This window comes from Massilia polaris, assembly GCF_012927275.1.
Lineage (GTDB): Bacteria > Pseudomonadota > Gammaproteobacteria > Burkholderiales > Burkholderiaceae_D > Telluria_A > Telluria_A polaris.
In genome coordinates, this window is the sequence record NZ_JABBGG010000008.1 from 203,398 (window position 1) to 219,955 (window position 16,558).

The following is a 16,558-nucleotide window of genomic DNA, read 5'->3' on the forward strand; positions in this document are numbered from 1 at the left end:
ATAATTCATGGCTCGTTTTTTTATTGACCGCCCCATTTTTGCGTGGGTGATCGCCTTATTCATCATGGTGATCGGTGCGGTGGCAATTACCCAATTGCCGATCGCCCAATACCCGGCCGTCGCGCCGCCATCGATTGTCGTCAACGCCGCCTACCCTGGCGCGTCCGCACAAACACTGGAGGACAGCGTCATCAGCGTCATCGAACGCGAGATGAACGGCTCCCCTGGCCTGATCTACATGGAGTCCGTCAGCCAGGCCAATGGCACCGGCTCGATCACGCTTACTTTTGAGACCGGCACCGACCCTGCACTGGCGCAGGTGGACGTGCAGAACCGTCTGAGCCGCGCTACCCCGCGCCTGCCGCAGGCGGTGGTGCAGCAGGGCGTGCGCGTCGACCAGGCCCGTTCGAACTTCCTGATGTTTACCATCCTGTCGTCGGACGATCCGAAGTGGGACCCGATCGCGCTGGGCGACTACGCCTCGCGCACCGTGCTGCCTGAAATCCAGCGTATCCCTGGCGTGGGCCAGGCGCAGCTGTTCGGCACCGAAAAGGCGATGCGCATCTGGATCGACCCGGCCAAGCTGGTTGGCTACAACCTGTCGCCGGCAGACGTCAACAGCGCGATCCGCTCGCAGAACGCACAGGTAGCATCGGGCACCATCGGCGACCTGCCGAACATTGGCGGCACCGCGATCACGGCGACCGTGGTCGTATCGGGCCAGCTGAGCAGCATCGAACAGTTCGGCAACATCATCCTGCGCGCGAATCCCGATGGATCGACCGTGCGCCTGAAGGACGTGGCCCGCATTGAAATCGGCGGCCAGAGCTACGCTACCTCGGCGCGCCTGAACGGCAAGCCGTCGACCGGTATCGGCGTCCAGCTGTCCGCCACCGGCAATGCGCTCGAAACCGCGCAGCTGGTACGCCAGCGCATGGACGAACTGGCGCCCTACTTCCCGCCCGGGACCAAGTACGCCATCCCTTACGACAGCTCGGCCTTCATCGACATCTCGATCAAGCAGGTCGTCACCACGCTGATTGAAGCGGTGATCCTGGTGTTCCTGGTGATGTACCTGTTCCTCCAGAACTTCCGCTACACGATCATCCCGACCATCGTTGTTCCGGTGGCGCTGCTCGGCTCCCTCGGCACGCTGCTTGCGCTGGGCTTCTCGATCAACGTGCTGACCATGTTCGGCATGGTGCTGGTGATCGGTATCGTCGTCGACGATGCGATCATCGTGGTCGAAAACGTCGAACGCATCATGAGCGAGGAAGGCCTGCCGCCCCTCGAAGCGACCCGCAAGGCGATGAGCCAGATCTCCGGCGCAATTATCGGCGTGACCGTGGTGCTGATCTCGGTATTCGTGCCGCTGGCGTTCTTCGCCGGTGCGGTCGGCAACATCTACCGCCAGTTCTCGGCGGTGATGGTGTCGTCGATCTTCTTTTCGGCCTTCATGGCGCTGTCCCTGACGCCGGCACTGTGCGCGCACCTGCTCAAGCCTGTCGAAGCGGGCCACCACCACGTCAAGACCGGCTTCTTCGGCTGGTTCAACCGCGGCTTCTCCAAGACCGCCAAGAACTACGAAGGATGGGTCGCCCGCATCCTGCGCCGCACCGGCCGCGCGCTGGTCGTGTTCACCGCGCTGATCGCCGTCGTCGCGCTGTTCTTCATGCGCATGCCGTCGTCGTTCCTGCCGAACGAAGACCAGGGCTCGATCATCGCCAACTTCCAGCTACCGCCTGGCGCGACGCTGGAACGCACCGGCGCCGCCCTGAAGGAAGCGGAGGAATACATTCTCAAGCAGCCGGAAGTGGCCAGCATAGTGGGAGTCCAGGGCTTCAGCTTCTCGGGCCAGGGCCAGAACATGGCGCTCGGATTCATCACGCTGAAACCATGGGATGAGCGCAAAGGCGAAGGCCATGGCGCAGCGGACCTCGCGGGCCGCATCACCGGTCAGCTGTCGAAGGTGCGTGACGCGTTCATCTTCGCCGTCAGCCCGCCCCCGATCCCCGAGCTAGGCCGCGGAACCGGCTTCTCGTTCCGCCTGCAGGACCGTGGCGGTAACGGCCGCGAGGCCCTGCTGGCCGCGCGTAACCAGCTGCTCGGCATGGCCGGGCAGAGCAAAGTGCTGGCCGGCGTGCGTCCGGAAGGCCTGGAAGACGCGCCGCAGGTGGAGCTGCAGATCGACCGCGACAAAGCAAACGCCCTGGGCGTCAGCTTCGATGCGATCAACACCGCCATCTCGACCTCGCTCGGCTCGGCGTACATCAACGACTTTCCGAACGCCGGCCGCCTGCAGCGCGTGGTGGTCCAGGCCGATGCGCCGTCGCGCATGCAGCCGGACGACCTGCTCAAGCTGAACGCGGCCAATAACAAAGGCCAGCAAGTGCCGCTGTCGGCATTCGCCAGCACGAAGTGGGTGACGGGTCCGATGCAGACCGTACGCTACAACGGCTACCCTACCGTCCGTATCTCCGGCGACGCAGCCCCTGGCCACAGTACCGGTGAAGCGCTGGACGAGATGGAGCGCCTCGCCGGCCAGCTGCCGCAAGGCTTCGCCTTCGAATGGACCGGCCAGTCGCGTGAGGAAAAGCTGTCCGGTTCGACCGTCGGCATCCTGCTCGCGTTCGCACTGCTGGCGGTGTTCCTGTCGCTGGCGGCCCTGTACGAAAGCTGGTCGATTCCGTTCGCCGTGCTACTGGTCGTCCCGCTGGGCGTGCTGGGCTCCCTGATCGCCGCATCGCTGCGCGGTCTTGAGAACGACGTCTACTTCAAAGTCGGCCTGATTACGATTATCGGCCTGGGAGCGAAGAACGCGGTGCTGATCATCGAATTCGCAAAGGACCTGCAAGCGAAGGGCAAGCCGCTGGTTGAAGCGGCGCTGGAAGCTGCGCACCTGCGCTTCCGCCCGATCATCATGACGTCGCTCGCCTTCATCCTCGGCGTGCTGCCGCTGGTGATCGCAAGCGGCGCCGGATCGGCCAGCCAGCGCGCCATCGGCACCGGCGTGATGGGCGGGATGATCTTCGCGACGGCACTGGGCGTGTTCTTCGTGCCCGTGTTCTTCGTCGTGGTGCGAAAACTATTCGCAGGCAGCGAGCGCCAGCGCAAGAAATATGCGCATGAAGACGACGCTCCCCCTGCAGCAATCGAGGTAAAACATGATTAAACGATTCACACGAACCGCCACGCCGCTGGCGCTCGCACTGGCGCTGGCAGGCTGCATGTCGCTCGCGCCGAAGTACGAGCGTCCGGCCGCGCCGGTGGCCGCAAGCTTCCCTGAACTGACGCCAGGCGCCGCCACCGGCGCCGCGGCGTCGTCCATCGCATGGCAGCAGTTCTTCGCCGACGCACGCCTGAAACAGCTGATCGAACTGGCGCTGGCCAACAACCGCGACCTGCGCGTCGCCATCCTGAACATCGAGCAGGCGCGCGCCCAGTACCAGATCCGCCGCGCCGACACGCTGCCAAGCGTGAGCGCCGGCGTCAGCGGCAGCCGCGCGGTCGAGAGCGAGGACAGCATCCGCAGCACCTATTCGGCTGGCCTGGTGGTATCGGCCTTCGAGCTAGACCTGTTCGGCCGCGTGCGCAGCCTGTCGGACGCCGCGCTGGCGCAGTTCCTTGCCACCGAGGAAGCGCGCAAGGCCACGCATATCAGCCTGGTGGCCTCGGTCGCCAACGCCTACCTGCAACTGCTGGCCGACGAAGAACTGCTGGCGCTGACGCAAAAGACGCTCGATGCACGCCTCGAATCGCTCAAGCTGGTCCAGCTCAAGTACGACAACGGCGTGGTGTCGAAGCTCGACCTGCAGCAGTCGCTGTCGCTGGTCGACAGCGCCCGCGTCACGCTGGCGCAGCAACAGCGCCTGCGCGCGCAGGACACCAACTTGCTGACGCTGCTGGTTGGCCAGACGCTTCCCGAGACGCTAGCACCGGGCACGACCCTGGCCGAGACGATGCTCAGCGAACTGCCGGGCGGACTGCCGTCCGATCGGTTGGCGGTGCGCCCCGACATCCGCGCGGCGGAGCAGCAGCTGGTCGCCGCCAACGCCAACATCGGCGCCGCGCGCGCCAACTTCTTCCCGCGCATATCGCTGACTGGCAGCGCGGGCAGCGTCAGTTCGGAGCTGAGCGGCTTGTTCAAGAGCGGTTCGTTCGGATGGTCGTTTGCGCCGCAGATGGTGCTGCCGATCTTCGACTATGGCCGTAACAGCGCCACCCTGGGCAGCGCAAAGGCGGGCCGCGAGATTGCGGTAGCCCAGTATGAGAAGTCGATCCAGACGGCATTCCGCGAAGTGGCGGACGGACTGGCGGGACAGGCGACCTTCAGCGAGCAGCTGCGCGCGCAGCGTGCGGTGGCGGCGGCTGAAGCCGAGCGCTTCAACCTGTCGGATTTGCGATACCGCAGCGGCGCGTCCAGCTACCTCGATTTGCTCGACGCGCAGCGCTCGCTGTTCGCGGCGCAGCAGGCCGCGGTGCAGGCGAACCTGCAGCGCTTGCAGAACCAGGTGACCTTGTATCGCGTGCTTGGTGGCGGCTGGACTACTACCCAGTAAACCGTAGGGTGGAAAAGCGAAGGCGCATTCCACCCTACGTATTAGCGGCTACAGGAACATTTGCTGCAGATCGTTCAGGAACCGCATCCCCAATTCGGTTGGTTTGATCAGCTTGTGATCGCGGTAGATCAGCCCCTTCGCTTCCGCCGCATTAAGCTGCTTCTCGATCGCGTTAATCCCCATCCCCGTCCGTTCGCCGAACAAATTCGGTTCAAACCCGCCGGTCAGCCTGAGCGCGTTAAGCATGAACTCGAACCCCATGTCTTCGCGCGCGATCTCGTATTCTTCCTGCACCGGATTGCCGTTGCGCGCCGCTTCCATGAACGACTTCGGCTGCTTGAACCTCGCCTGCCGCAGCACGCGGTGCGGGAACGATATCTTCGAGTGCGCACCTGCGCCGATGCCGAGGTAGTCGCCAAACTCCCAGTAGTTCAGGTTATGCCGCGCCTTGCGGCCCCGCTGCGCATACGCCGACACCTCGTAGTGCTCGTATCCGGCGGCCGGCATCACCTGCGCGATCATGTCCTGCATGTCGGCGCTGGCGTCATCGTCCGGCAGCGCCGGAGGATATTTGGCGAACACCGTATTCGGCTCCATCGTCAGGTGATACAGCGACAGGTGCGGCGGCGCGAACGACAGCGCGGTGTCGAGATCCTGCTTCGCCTCAGCCAGCGTCTGGGTCGGCAACGCGTACATCAGGTCGAGGTTGAAATTATCGAAATTGGCGTGCGCGATCTCGACCGCGCGGCGTGCTTCGCCGTCGTCATGGATGCGGCCCAGCGCCTTCAGGTGCTGGGCGTTGAAGCTCTGGATGCCAATCGACAGCCGGTTGATTCCGCTCTCGCGGTACGACCGGAACTTCTCGGCTTCAAACGTTCCGGGATTGGCTTCCATCGTGATTTCGCAGTCGCCGTCGAGCGGCAGCAGCGAACGCACATCGGACATCAGCCGGTCCAGGCCCCTGGCCGACATCAGGCTCGGCGTACCGCCGCCGATGAAAATCGTGTAGATCTTGCGGCCCCAGATCAGCGGCAGCGATTGTTCGAGGTCGAGCCGGACGGCGGCCAGGTATTCTTCTTCCGGCAGCTCGCCCTTCGCCTCATGCGAGTTGAAATCGCAGTACGGGCATTTGCGCACGCACCATGGATAGTGGATGTACAGCGACAGCGGCGGCAGCGCGGCGAGGTTCAGCGCGCCGGGCTTCAGGTATTGCAGCGCGCTGGCGGCCGGTGAACGCGGCGCCGGCTTCGTATCGCCGCTGACGACTTTAATCGGGATCATTTCAGTTTCTCTACCAGTGCGCGCAAGGCCTGGCCGCGGTGCGACAAGGCGTTCTTCTCGGATGGCGCCAGTTCGGCGGTGCACTTGCCCAGCGATGGAATCCAGAAGTGCGGGTCGTAGCCGAAGCCGCCGTTGCCGCGCGCTTCAGCGACAATTTCGCCGGCCCAGACGCCGTCGGCGATCACGGGCTGGGGGTCGTCAGCGTGGCGGACGTAGACCAGCACGCAGTAATAATAGGCCGACTTGTCGGCATGCTGCGCCAGGTCCGCGATGAGTTTTTCGTTATTGCGTGCATCCGACTTCGGCTCGCCGGCATAGCGCGCCGACCAGACCCCAGGCGCGCCGCCCAGCGCGTTGACGCAAACGCCCGAGTCATCCGCCAGCGCCGGCAAACCGGTGAGACGCGATGCGTGGCGTGCTTTTTCCAGCGCGTTCTCGACGAAAGTCGCGTACGGTTCCTCGGCTTCCGGAACGTTGAATTCGCCCTGCGCGTGCAGGGCGAAGCCGATCGGTCCGAGGATTTCGCTGAATTCTTTGAGTTTGCCCGCGTTATTGGACGCGAGGACGAGGCGCTGGGTCATGGGGATTGGAAAGTGATGAGGCGAAGACCCTCATTTTACTTGAACCCCGGCGCCATCACTCGTCCTCGTCGTCCTCGAGCTTGTCGAAGCATGCCAGCGCGGCCTTGCCCAGGCCATCTACGACGAACGGATCGTCGTGCACGAACTTGCTGGCGTCGACCAGCATGCGCAGCTTGCTCACGCGGTCGCTGAGCGCCAGGGTCTGCGCCAGCGCGGGTGCATCGGGCTGGCCTGCGTCCGCGATTGCCTCGGTGACGGCGGCCGGGAACTCCCACAGTTCGGCGATGCGGGCCGACAGGATGCGGCCCTGTGCGAACAGCCCGGCGATGAATTCATCCGATTGCGGCAGCGCCTCGTCCTTGTACATCTGGTCGATCAGGCGGAACGCGACCACGATACCGACGTTGGCCATCAGGCCCGCGAGATAGGCCTCGAACGCATTCGCGCGCATCGACGGGGCCAGCAGGCTCGCGGCCTGTGCGCATTTCTCCGACTGGCGCCAGATCAGCGGGGCGGTCCGCTTGGCCAACACCCCGCTCTGCATGCTGATAATCGGTCGGAACGCGACCCGCGCGAGCAGCATGCGCATGCCGTTTTGGCCAAGCAGCATGATCGCGCCTTCGATGGTATCGACCGGCGGGCTGGAATGGTAGCGCGGGCGGTAGCAGGGCTTGTTCGCTTCGCGGTAGACCTCGGCGACCAGCACCACGTCCTGCGCCAACTGGCGCGACAGCTCGGCCGCGTTCATGTCGTCGTCGCGCAAGGTGCGCATCAGCTGCGGAATAATCGCCGGCACGCGTGGCACGAGCGCGGCGCCGTCAACCGGCGACTGCGCCAGGCGCGTCAGCTCGTCGAGGATCTGCTTTTCGGTGTCGGCCGTCGCCTGCTGCGACCCGGCCGCAGCCAGCCAGCGGTAGTAAGCCGCATCCACTTCAGCGGCGCTGGCCGGTTCACCCGCGCTCTCCGCGACCGGTGCTGCCGTCACGCCCGGCGCTTCCTTCGCCTCGTCGCCATTGAACAATTTACCGATCCAACCCATGTCTCACCTCTTTCCCTTGGGAAATTTTTTATGTTCGTGATTCTACACTTACGGAGCGTTCTGACATAGCGGTCAGCAAGCTTTGTCGCCAATCCAGCAAGCGTGCGACAAAATCCGACAGATCGGTGTTACATCGACAACACCGACTACTCACTAATCCAACAACAATGCACAATCATACGCCGCTAACGGGTGCCGCCGGACTGGTAGCGCACCTCCCCCACTCGCACGTTGAGGAAGACTTTATCTACCGCGGCATGTGCGACGCCTCTGCCGCCGCGGCGCTCGACGAGCATCATTTCGTGGTCGCCAACGACGAGCGCAACCAGCTCAAGGTCTACAGGCGCGGCACGCCCGATCCGGTCGATGTCGTCGACCTCGCGCCGTTCCTCGGCACCAAACCGCACAAGGAATCCGACCTCGAAGGCGCCGCCGCCATCGGCAACCGGATTTACTGGATTTCCTCGCACGGCCGCAACAGCAAGGGCGAAGAGCGGGAACGGCGTTACCGGTTCTTCGCGACCGATGCGCACAAGCGCAGGCCGTGGGTCACGCCAGTCGCGCAGCCATACACGGGAATGCTCGAAGACCTGATCGCCTCCGAGGAACTGGCGCCGTACCAGCTCTCCGAGGCGGCGATGCGCAGCCCGAAATCAGACGGCGCCTTCAATATTGAAGGACTGTCGGCGACGCCGGAGGGCGACCTCCTGATCGGCATGCGCAACCCTGCGCCGCAAGGCAAGGCGCTGGTGATCCACCTGCGCAATCCGACGGAAGTGATCGAAGGGGCGAAGGCGCGGTTCGGACAAGTGACGGAACTGGACCTGGCCGGGCGCGCCATTCGCAGCATCGAGCTGGTGGGACTGGCATACATGATCGTGGCGGGACCGCCCGGGAAAACGGGCGACTTCGCGCTGTACCGCTGGTCGGGCGACCCGGCGGAGGCGCCGCTGGAGCTGGGCCACGTGGACTTCAGGGAGGCGCGGCCGGAAGCGCTGTTTGCGATTCCGGGGACGCACATGGTGCAGATACTGAGCGACGACGGCGGCGATCACTGCAAGGATATCCCCGAGAAGGAGCAGACCTTCCAGAGCGTCGTGGTCAGGCTGTGACCAGGGTGACGTGATAGTCTCGCATTGTTGACGGCTCTGCCGAAAGGATGCCTTTGTCGACGCTGGTGTTCGTCGCGACGACAAGCGTGTCCGTACCGAGCATTCCCAGTTCCATGACATAGTTGGTCATTCCCGGCCCAATTTTTTCGGCGACGATGTCGATCTGGCCGGACGGCGTCACCCGCTTGATGTTGTAGTTCGCCGAATCGCTATAAGATCACTATCCGATAGCTGTCACGCATTCGCCGTTTTCATTCAGAGCAGCCCGAGCGCCTTCTTCTGCAGCATAACCAGGTCATTGATACCCGCATGCGCCAGGTCGAGCAATCGGTTCATGCCGTCGCGGTCGAATGCCGCGCCTTCAGCCGTGCCCTGGACTTCGATGAAATGGCCTGCATCGGTCATCACCACATTCATATCAGTGTCGCAGCCCGAATCCTCGACGTAATCGAGATCCAGCACCGGCATGCCCTTGTACACGCCGACCGAAATCGCGGCGACGAAATGCTTGACCGGGACCGCGCCGATATCGCCGCGTGCGACCAGTTTCGAGAACGCGTCGTAGGCCGCGACCATTGCGCCGGTGATCGACGCGGTACGCGTGCCGCCATCGGCCTGGATCACATCGCAGTCGATGTTCAAGGTGCGTTCGCCGAACGCTTCCAGGTCGAACGCCGCGCGCAGCGAGCGGCCGATCAGGCGCTGGATCTCCTGCGTGCGGCCGGACTGCTTGCCGCGCGCCGCTTCGCGGTCCATGCGGGTGTGGGTCGAACGCGGCAGCATGCCGTATTCGGCCGTCATCCAGCCCTGCCCTTTACCTTTCAGGAAGCCAGGTACCTTGTCTTCGATGCTGGCCGTGCAGATCACCTTGGTGTCTCCGCATTCGATCAGCACCGAACCCTCGGCGTGCCTGGTGTACTCGCGGGTCAGGATGATGTTGCGCAGTTGGTCGACGGCACGGCCGCTCGGGCGGGTTTCAAATGTCATGGTTAACCTTTACTTTAGTATTTGGGATGATTTTTCTATCGCGCCGCGAATTTCGGCAATCGCTTTTTCAATCTCGTCGTCGCTGAAAGCGTCCACCTCCCGCACCGCTTCCGGTTCAGGTACGGCCAGAATGGTGGTGCTGACTGCGTTCTCGGGCAGCATCATAGTCGAGATCATGGATTCGTCGACGTCAAACCCATCGCCATCGGCGGAGCCTTGCCACATGATCGCCAGTGCCGTGGTGTTGTCGCTCCCTTTGCCGGCGATCTCGGTAGCCATCGCGATCATGTCGGGCACTGCGCTCACCACCGTCTGAGTCGACAGCCGGTGCGTGATTTCCTCGTCCGGCAGCATCGACCACAGGCCGTCGGAACACAGCATCACGACGTCGCCCAACTGCAGGCTGGCCGGGCGCGATACGTCGACCTTCGGCAGCGACGACGCGCCCAGGCAGTTATACAGCTTGTTGCGGTCCGGGTGGGTGGCGCGTTCCGACGGGTCGGCCAGTCCCTTGGCGATCAGGTGCTCGACGTGCGAGTGGTCGCGCGTGCGCCCGAGGACCTGGCCGCGGCGCAGCCAGTACAGGCGCGAATCGCCGCAATGCGCCCAGATCGCGCTGTTATGCTGGATCAGGCAGGCCACCACCGTGGTGCGCGGCGTTTCCGGCAGCTTGTTGGCCGCGCTGTACGCGTGGATCTCCTGGTGCGCGGCCAGCAGCGCTTCTTCCAGAAAGCGCTCGGGCTTCCTGACGTAGGGCGTGGCGTGTTTCTGGAACAGCGTCGACATCGTACGCAGCGTGATCGACGAGGCGACCTCGCCGCTCAGGTGGCCGCCCATGCCGTCGGCCAGCACCAGCAGCAGCGCGTCGCGCGTGAAGCTGTAGCCCATGCGGTCCTGGTTGACCTTGCGCCCGCCGATATGGCTTTCCTGGTACACCGAAAATTGCATGCCCTGCTCCTGTTAGCTCTTGCCGGCGAATTTCTTGCGCCCGAGGCCACCAAGACGTCCCACCAGGCCGCGCAGCGTGTCGATCGGACCGGCGGGTTCCACCACGGGCGCAGGCATTGGCGACCGGAGCTCCTTCTGCACCGCGAACACGCTTTGCGGCCGCGCCAGCGGATCGAGTTCCAGGCACCAGCGCACCAGGTTGACCAGCTGCGGCGAATAGTCGGCCAGCCTGGCGAACTGGTTTTCCATCTTGTCTTCGGAGCGGCGCTGGTCGGCCGGCTGCGGCGGCGCGCCGGCCATGCAGGCGTATATGCTGGCGCCGATGCTGTAAATATCCGACCACGGCCCCAGCGTCGCGGACTTCGAATAGAGGTCGGGCGGCGCAAAGCCAGGGGTGTACATCGGCGTCAGCTTGGGTACATCCTTATTAATCGTCTGGCGCGCGGCGCCGAAATCGAGCAGGATCGGCGTGCCGTCGGTACGCAGGTAGATATTGGCCGGCTTCAGGTCGAGGTGCAGCAGCTTGTTGGCATGGACCTCGCGCAGTCCGCCGCATACACCCGTAAATATCTGGCGGATGGCGGCTTCGCCGAGGCGGTTGTCCCTGGCCTTGAGGCGCGCGATGTGCTCCTGCAGCGACTGGCCGGACTCGTAGCCCATCACCATATATACAGTGTCGTTCGCCCTGAAAAAATTCAGCACGCGCACCACATTCGGATGGGAGATCAGCGCCAGCGCGCGCCCTTCCTCGAAAAAGCACTTCAGGCCGATGCGGAAAACGGGCAGGTTTGGGGTTGAAATGACCGGTACCAGCTCGCCGGGCTGGCGTAATGCGAGGGCGCTGGGGAGGTATTCCTTGATGGCGACTGCGCTGCCATCGGCGTCGTATGCCAGATAAACAATACTGAACCCGCCGGACGCAATTTTCTTTACAATGCGATATCCCGCAATTTCCATCCCTTCCGGCAAGGGTGCGTTATTTTGTGCAGCCATAGAGTTCCTTGCTTAACACGGCGATTGTGTGGATAAATCACTGCTTTGTAAAGAAAAGATAAAAAAACGGGGACTCCATTGAGCATTTCAAGCATGACAGGTTACGCAGTCGCGACGAGTGAGTGCGCAGCAGGCACCCTGACGATCGAAATCAAGAGCGTCAACTCGCGCTTCCTCGATCTTCAATTCCGCATCAACGACGAGCTGCGCGCGCTCGAGCCGGACCTGCGCGCCGCGATCATGGGCGCGATCACGCGCGGCAAGGTCGAAGCGCGCCTGTCGTTCGGCCGCAAGGTCGCGGGCGGCTCGCAAGTGCTCAATGCCTCCCTGCTGGCCGACCTCGCGCGGCTTCAGTCGGAAGTGAGCCAGCACTTTGCCGCGGCGTCGCAGATGACGGTCGCCGAGCTGCTGCGCTGGCCGGGCGTCATCGAAGAAGCCCAGGTTGGCCAGGAATCGCTGCAGGCCGACGTCGCCGTGCTGACCGCGAAGACGGTCGCCGCCTTCGTCGACAGCCGCCGCCGCGAAGGCGCCGCGCTGGAAGCGATGCTGGTGTCGCGCATCGATTCAATGGACGTCATCGTCAAGCGCATCACGCCGCTGATCCCGCAAGTGATCTCGCAGTTCCAGCAAAAAGCGATCGAGCGCATGCAGGATGCGCTGGGCATGGCCGGCCACTGCAACCCGCCGACCCTGACGCGCCAGGAAGTATTCGAGCGCATCCGCCAGGAAGTGACCTTGTACGGCATCCGCATCGACGTGTCCGAAGAATTGTCGCGCCTGTCCGCGCACCTGACGGAGACCCGTCACATCCTGAAAAAAGGCGGCCAGGTCGGCAAGCGCCTCGACTTCATGATGCAGGAGCTGAACCGCGAAGCCAATACATTAGGCGCGAAAGCGTCGGTCAAGGAACTGGCCGATGCGTCGATGGAGCTGAAGCTGCTGATCGAGCAGATGCGCGAGCAAGTCCAGAATCTGGAGTAATCCTAAGTTGATGGCCGCATGATTTGCGGCCATTTTTCTAAGGCCACTGCGGATAGGCTCGACACACTAAGCAAATGCCACCAGAACGCGCTCGGCCAGCGCCTCTGGTTTCACTACGCGTCCATGTTTCACCATTCGAACGAGACCGAATTGCTCCATCGTGTGCAGCGAACGCGAGACATTCGGTGGTTGTTTGCCTAATGCGATCGCGAGTTTGCTGACGGATTCAGGGCGCTCCTCGCGGATGTACTTTAGTAAGGCCATGTTTTCATCTGAAAGCACGCGCATCGCCGCGCTGACCGAGGGGAACCATACATTGGGATCATCTTCGGCGCGCTGCAAGGTGCCCGCGGCGATGGCCAGTGATCGAGCACGCTGTTTGGCAACCGAGGCAATACCAAATTTAAGCTGCTTCAACACAGTATTTCCTTTAATACGCGATCTACTTCGAGATAGAAGTCCTCGACAAGCTTATACGCTGTGTCGAACTCATACAGCACACCCTCATCGGTTGCATGTCGATGCCGGTGATCGAAGGCAAACCTCTTCCCTGAATTTCGCCATCGAGTGCCAAAAGATAATCCAGCCCAGTATCTTGTCCCGATAGGTCTTGATTGGCTGGGGAATTGGCATCCATGTCAAAGCGTATCATCGCATGATATGCGTTGCAAGCACGTCGTCAAGCAGATGTGACACCGGACAAGACAACTCTGCAAAAACCGGGACGACGCACCGACAAAACCCATCAACATTTGACCAGTGGCAAAAAGATCATCGTCGCAATCGGGCGGAAACGGTATACTAGGCATTAACCCCTGGAATACTCAAAGGATCCCCATGCAAGCTTCCTCCGGCTTCTCCGGCAGCCTGTTCGTGGTCGCAGCGCCTTCCGGCGCCGGCAAATCTACCCTGGTCAACGCGCTGCTGGCGCAGGAGCCGGGCATCAAGCTGTCGATCTCGACCACCACCCGCCCGCCCCGCCCGGGCGAAGTGGATGGCCGCGAGTACCATTTCACCACCCCGGAAGACTTCGTCGAACGCACCGCGCGCGACGAGTTCCTCGAATGGGCCGAAGTGCATGGCAATTACTACGGCACCTCGCGCCTGCTGGTCGAGAAGGAAATGAAGACCGGCACCGACATCCTGCTGGAGATCGACTGGCAAGGCGCGCGCCAGGTGCGCAAGCAGTTCCCCGACGCGGCCGGCATCTTCATTTTGCCGCCATCGATTGCCGCTTTGGAGGAGCGCCTGCACAAGCGCGGCACCGACGAACCCCACATCATCACGCGCCGCCTGCTGGCCGCCGGCGGCGAGATCGCTCACGCTCCCGAGTTCGAGTATGTTATTATCAATGAAGAGTTCAACGTCGCCCTGGCAGAGATAAGCGCGATCGTCAAAGCCACCCGCAGCCGATTTGCCCAGCAAGCGGCGCGCAACGCCTCGCTGTTTGCCCAACTCGGCATCCACGCGCAGCAAGCGTGACACGGCAGCACACCCCCCGTACAGACCGAAATCTAGGAGTTATCATGGCCCGCATTACTATCGAAGATTGCTTGAAAAATATCCCTAACCGCTTCCAGCTGACCCTGGCCGCGACCTATCGCGCTCGTCAGTTGTTGCAAGGCCACACTCCAAAAGTCGACGCCAAGGACAAGCCGACCGTCGTCGCACTGCGCGAAATCGCTGCCGGCAAAGTCGGTATCGAAATGCTGAAGAAAGTCCCAATGTAAGTCTCTGGGCGTGCCTGGACATCGTCAACCGCCATCATGTTATCCATTTATCACTATCGCGGCTGATTGAACTTGCGTATGAGCCTGACTACACCGGATTCGACACAAACCAGCACTCCCACTACCCGGGCTCCGCGCCCGGGCTCCAAGCAGCACGAACCTGCAACGCCCGCCCCCGCGCCCGGCGTTGCATCGGTTACCCAGCTGTCGGCCAAACTGGCCGAGTACCTCAACCCCTCCGAACTGAAGAAGGTCAAGGAAGCATATCGTTTTTCAGACGAGATGCATCTCGGCCAGGTCCGCAAGTCGGGCGAACCGTATATCTCCCATCCGATCGCGGTCGCAGAAATCTGCGCCGACTGGAAGCTCGACGTCCAGGCCATCATGGCCGCGCTGCTGCACGACGTGATGGAAGACCAGGACGTCAAGAAGGACGAGCTGATCGAACGCTTCGGCGCGCCGGTCGCGTCCCTCGTCGACGGCCTGTCCAAGCTTGAAAAAATCGAATTCCAGAGCCTGATCGAAGCGCAGGCGGAGAACTTCCGCAAGATGCTGCTGGCGATGGCGTCGGATGTGCGCGTCATCCTGATCAAGCTGGCCGACCGCCTGCACAACATGCGCACGCTCGAGCACATGGCGCCTTCCAAGAAGCGCCGCATCGCCGCCGAGACCATGGAAGTGTATGTGCCGATCGCGCACCGCCTCGGCCTGAACAACATCTACCGCGAGCTGCAGGACCTGGCGTTCTCGCACCTGTATCCGCTGCGCTACCGCACGCTGGCGAAAGCGGTCAAGTCGGCGCGCGGCAACCGCCGCGAAGTGGTCAAGAAAATTCTCGAATCGGTCAAGGCCACCTTGAACGGCGCGGGCATCCAGGCCGAAGTCTACGGCCGCGAAAAGACCCTGTACGGCATCTACAAGAAAATGCGCAACAAGCACCTGTCGTTCTCGCAGGTGCTCGACGTGTACGGATTCCGCGTGGTGGTCGACAATTTCGCCAACTGTTATGTGGCGCTCGGCACCCTGCATGGCCTGTACAAGCCGATGCCGGGCAAGTTCAAGGACTACATCGCGATCCGCAAGCTCAATGGCTACCAGTCGCTGCACACCACCCTGATCGGCCCGTACGGCACCCCGGTCGAATTCCAGATCCGCACCCAGGAAATGCACCGCACCGCCGAATCGGGCGTGGCCGCGCACTGGCTGTACAAGACCGGCGACTCGAACATGTCGGACCTGCAGCAGAAGACGCACGCGTGGCTGCAGTCGCTGCTCGACATCCAGCAGCAGACCGGCGACTCGGCCGAATTCCTCGAGCACGTCAAGGTCGACCTGTTCCCCGATTCCGTCTACGTGTTCACGCCGAAGTCGAAGATCATCGCGCTGCCGCGCGGCGCCACCGCGCTCGATTTCGCCTACACCATCCACACCGGCATCGGCGACCATACGGTCTCGGTCAAGATCAACAACGAAGCGGCGGCGCTGCGCACCGAACTGCGCAACGGCGACATCGTCGAAATCGCCACCGATCCGGATTCGCAGCCCAGCCCGACCTGGCTGGCGTTCGTCCGCACCGGCAAGGCGCGTTCGGCGATCCGCCACCACCTGCGCACGATTAACCTGACCGAGTCGGTCGAACTGGGCCAGGAACTGCTGGCGCAGGCGCTGACGCAGCTGAACATCAATCCCGACCTGCCCGATCCGACCATCGAAAAGCTGCTCAACGAGTCGTCGGCCAAGTCGATGGAAGAACTGTATGCCGACATCGGCATCGGCAAGCGCGTCGCCGCGCTGGTGGCACGCCATATCTTCGGCCTGATCGACGAATTCAGCGGCATGCAGCCGGCCGCCAGCCTTGGCGCGACCGGACTGGAACCGGTGACGATCTACGGCAGCGAAGGCGTGTCGGTCCAGCTGGCCGCATGCTGCCTGCCGATCCCGGGCGACCAGGTCATGGGCCAGCTGCGCCGCGACCAGGGACTGGTGGTGCACACCACCGACTGCATCCCGGCCAAGCGCCTGCGCGCCAAGGAACCGGACCGCTGGATCCCGGTCCAGTGGGGCACGGAACTGAACCGCCGCTTCGATTGCCGCATCCGCCTGTTGATCAACAACGAAAAAGGCATCCTGGCGCGCGTGGCGGCCGAAATCGGCGAGTCCGATGCGAACATTACGTATGTGGGGATGGACGAGGATGACGAACACGTGATGACGCAGCTGGGTAATCCCCCCGCAAAAAGAGCGTGTTTAGAAGTAGAATTTTCTACTTACGAACAGAAAGCTCTACATGAAGACGTCCCGCTTTACCGACAGCCAAATCATCGCCATCCTCAAGCAGGCCGAAGCC

Annotated in this window: 15 protein-coding genes; 7 read left to right on the forward strand and 8 right to left on the reverse strand. The window is 62.7% G+C overall.

The features are described from left to right. Positions 1 to 7 precede the first annotated feature (7 nt). Together HHL21_RS15580 and HHL21_RS15585 are read left to right on the forward strand one after the other, a co-directional pair. Complete coding sequence (locus tag HHL21_RS15580) at positions 8 to 3,172, forward strand: efflux RND transporter permease subunit (protein WP_169467470.1); 3,165 nt, start codon at positions 8 to 10, stop codon at positions 3,170 to 3,172. Then, positions 3,165 to 4,559 carry an efflux transporter outer membrane subunit gene (locus tag HHL21_RS15585; RefSeq protein ID WP_169467472.1) on the forward strand — a complete coding sequence of 465 codons (1,395 nt, stop codon included), beginning with the start codon at positions 3,165 to 3,167 and terminating at the stop codon, positions 4,557 to 4,559. Before HHL21_RS15580 ends, HHL21_RS15585 begins: the two co-directional genes overlap by 8 nt. A gap of 48 nt (positions 4,560 to 4,607) precedes the next feature. Here HHL21_RS15585 and hemW read toward each other — a convergent pair whose 3' ends face one another. Genes hemW through HHL21_RS15600 form a run of 3 tightly spaced genes read right to left on the reverse strand, consistent with a single transcriptional unit; the run spans position 4,608 to position 7,460 of the window. Next, positions 4,608 to 5,840 (reverse strand): radical SAM family heme chaperone HemW, encoded by a 1,233-nt coding sequence (hemW, locus tag HHL21_RS15590; protein WP_169467474.1) that lies wholly within the window; start codon positions 5,838 to 5,840, stop codon positions 4,608 to 4,610. Beyond that, positions 5,837 to 6,421 (reverse strand): RdgB/HAM1 family non-canonical purine NTP pyrophosphatase, encoded by a 585-nt coding sequence (rdgB, locus tag HHL21_RS15595; protein WP_169467476.1) that lies wholly within the window; start codon positions 6,419 to 6,421, stop codon positions 5,837 to 5,839. Before rdgB ends, hemW begins: the two co-directional genes overlap by 4 nt. Positions 6,422 to 6,476: 55 nt before the next feature. Further along, the gene (locus HHL21_RS15600) at positions 6,477 to 7,460 is read right to left on the reverse strand and encodes an HDOD domain-containing protein (protein WP_169467478.1); all 984 of its coding nucleotides are present in this window, start codon (positions 7,458 to 7,460) and stop codon (positions 6,477 to 6,479) included. Between the two features lie 167 nt (positions 7,461 to 7,627). Between HHL21_RS15600 and HHL21_RS15605 the strand changes: the two genes are divergently transcribed. Beyond that, entirely contained in the window at positions 7,628 to 8,572 is a 945-nt protein-coding gene (locus tag HHL21_RS15605) for a DUF3616 domain-containing protein (RefSeq protein WP_169467480.1), read from the forward strand. Here the strand turns inward: HHL21_RS15605 and HHL21_RS15610 are convergent. From HHL21_RS15610 to HHL21_RS15625, 4 genes are all read right to left on the reverse strand, one after another. Beyond that, positions 8,562 to 8,753: a hypothetical protein gene (locus tag HHL21_RS15610; protein WP_169467482.1), complete on the reverse strand. Its 192-nt coding sequence runs from the start codon at positions 8,751 to 8,753 to the stop codon at positions 8,562 to 8,564. The two genes, HHL21_RS15605 and HHL21_RS15610, sit on opposite strands and share 11 nt — an antisense overlap. A 74-nt stretch (positions 8,754 to 8,827) precedes the next feature. After that, positions 8,828 to 9,559, reverse strand: coding sequence for a ribonuclease PH (rph, locus tag HHL21_RS15615; protein ID WP_169467484.1), 732 nt, complete (start codon positions 9,557 to 9,559; stop codon positions 8,828 to 8,830). 9 nt (positions 9,560 to 9,568) lie between these two features. After that, entirely contained in the window at positions 9,569 to 10,507 is a 939-nt protein-coding gene (locus HHL21_RS15620) for a PP2C family protein-serine/threonine phosphatase (RefSeq protein ID WP_169467486.1), read from the reverse strand. A gap of 12 nt (positions 10,508 to 10,519) precedes the next feature. Beyond that, positions 10,520 to 11,500 carry a serine/threonine protein kinase gene (locus tag HHL21_RS15625; protein WP_169467488.1) on the reverse strand — a complete coding sequence of 327 codons (981 nt, stop codon included), beginning with the start codon at positions 11,498 to 11,500 and terminating at the stop codon, positions 10,520 to 10,522. Positions 11,501 to 11,593: 93 nt separating this feature from the next. Here HHL21_RS15625 and HHL21_RS15630 point away from each other — a divergent pair, with 93 nt between their 5' ends. Beyond that, the gene (locus HHL21_RS15630) at positions 11,594 to 12,481 is read left to right on the forward strand and encodes a YicC/YloC family endoribonuclease (RefSeq protein ID WP_169467490.1); all 888 of its coding nucleotides are present in this window, start codon (positions 11,594 to 11,596) and stop codon (positions 12,479 to 12,481) included. A gap of 66 nt (positions 12,482 to 12,547) precedes the next feature. On the opposite strand, the gene HHL21_RS15635 is transcribed toward HHL21_RS15630, so the two are convergent. After that, a complete protein-coding gene (locus HHL21_RS15635) occupies positions 12,548 to 12,898 on the reverse strand; it encodes an HVO_A0114 family putative DNA-binding protein (protein ID WP_169467492.1) in 351 nt (116 codons plus the stop codon). Positions 12,899 to 13,318: 420 nt separating this feature from the next. On the opposite strand from HHL21_RS15635, the gene gmk reads away from it, so the two are divergent. The 3 genes from gmk to HHL21_RS15650 form a co-directional block, all read left to right on the forward strand. Continuing rightward, the gene (gmk, locus tag HHL21_RS15640) at positions 13,319 to 13,963 is read left to right on the forward strand and encodes a guanylate kinase (protein ID WP_169467494.1); all 645 of its coding nucleotides are present in this window, start codon (positions 13,319 to 13,321) and stop codon (positions 13,961 to 13,963) included. Between the two features lie 44 nt (positions 13,964 to 14,007). Further along, a complete protein-coding gene (gene rpoZ, locus HHL21_RS15645) occupies positions 14,008 to 14,211 on the forward strand; it encodes a DNA-directed RNA polymerase subunit omega (protein ID WP_017878950.1) in 204 nt (67 codons plus the stop codon). 78 nt (positions 14,212 to 14,289) lie between these two features. After that, positions 14,290 to 16,558, forward strand: a 2,269-nt coding sequence (locus HHL21_RS15650) for a RelA/SpoT family protein (protein WP_229496469.1), incomplete at its 3' end; no start/stop codon positions are given.